Here is a 1407-nt window from a genome sequence, read left to right as displayed (position 1 = left end):
AAGAACGTCTTTTAATTCTGCTAAGTTTTGTTGTGAAAAATTCTCTAAATTTCTAACAAACTCACCAACAGCTTCATGCCTCAACGGATCAGAAGTCTTGATTGTAAAACTTTTGCGACAAACATAAGCTTCTTTTCTTAAGAGTAAAGCCTTCTCTTGATCTAAATCATAGAGTTCAATTATCTTTTCCTACAGTCCTACAGGAACAGATTTTTTGCCAATTTCTACAGAAGATAAAAATGATACAGATATGTCTAATTTCTTAGCCATATCTATAGAGGCGTTCTGAGCGAACAATACGAAGTTTGCGTAAAGTTTTACCAAAGGGGGTAACATTTGAAAAATCCTTTAGAAAGAATAAGTATTTTATTCTGATTCTAATAAAGTTTTTCAAATTTTGGTTAGTCTTTATTTTTAGTGTGTGGAGATCTTGTCCAATACCTCTATACAAAAACCGTTATCAAGCATATACAATATCTCTTATGGTGAGAAATTATTAACTTTTCATCAGGAATAGTGTGTTTAATATCATTATAAAATTTAAATATAACAACGAGATATATAAATAAAATATATTGGTGTACTTATGCTTGTCAATCTTAATGCTATAATCCGCGATCTTTCTTCAGAAACGAATATCGTTACAGTTCTTAAGGAATGTATCGTTAACTCTATACAAGCTCATGCAACAAAAATTGATATTTTATTCCAACTTTATGGCAAAGCAGATTTGTGGGAGAATCAACCAATTTTTTCTATAAGTGTTTTTGATAATGGAGATGGATTTACAAAAGAGAATATCAAATCTTTCTCTACTTATAAAAGTGATTATAAAATTCAAGAAGGATGTAAAGGGGTTGGACGTATTACTTACTTGAAAATATTCGAAGAAGTTAAAATCATTAGTTTTAGCAAAGATGAACATCATGCTCAAATTTCACTGAATTTCACTCCACAGTTTACACAAGATTCTTTTAAAAAAGAAAAGGGCGAAAAAGATAAATGGTGGAATACACATTTATCTTTTGAAGGGCCTTATAAACAAAATGTGTTAGATATAAACTTAGTTCATAATGAAATTTACTATCATCTTCTTCCTTTACTTTTTTTAAAGAAAGATGAAAATATCCAAATTAACTTTTATGTACATAATGTAGAAAATTTAGAAGATGTAAATAACTTAAGGGATGTAAAAAATTTAGAAGATGTAGAAAGATTAGAGAAAAGAACAATCAATACGCAAGGCTTTAGAAACTGTTATAAACATCTGTTTCAAACGTTTAAACAGTATTTAGAAAGGCTTTCATAAGTTTCTTTTAAACATAACTTTTTTGCAAATTAATCGCTCTATATTTGTGCTCTGTACTTTTAAATGGTAACTTTTAAAACGTTTTTTAGTACCATATC

The 1407-nt window shown here is 28.5% G+C and carries 1 protein-coding gene and 1 pseudogene; one reads left to right on the top strand and one right to left on the bottom strand.

What is annotated here, in order from left to right:
- Nucleotides 1-370: pseudogene (locus ACFIL8_RS10285) on the bottom strand (helix-turn-helix domain-containing protein); the annotation flags it as partial.
- A gap of 216 nt (nt 371-586) precedes the next feature.
- Here ACFIL8_RS10285 and ACFIL8_RS10280 point away from each other — a divergent pair.
- Nucleotides 587-1309: an ATP-binding protein gene (locus ACFIL8_RS10280; RefSeq protein ID WP_375681244.1), complete on the top strand. Its 723-nt coding sequence runs from the start codon at nt 587-589 to the stop codon at nt 1307-1309.
- The last annotated feature ends 98 nt before the right edge of the window (nt 1310-1407 follow it).

It is taken from the genome of Bartonella sp. AP57NXGY, assembly GCF_042195805.1.
Taxonomy (GTDB): domain Bacteria; phylum Pseudomonadota; class Alphaproteobacteria; order Rhizobiales; family Rhizobiaceae; genus Bartonella.
This window is presented reverse-complemented; position numbering and strand designations above follow the sequence as displayed.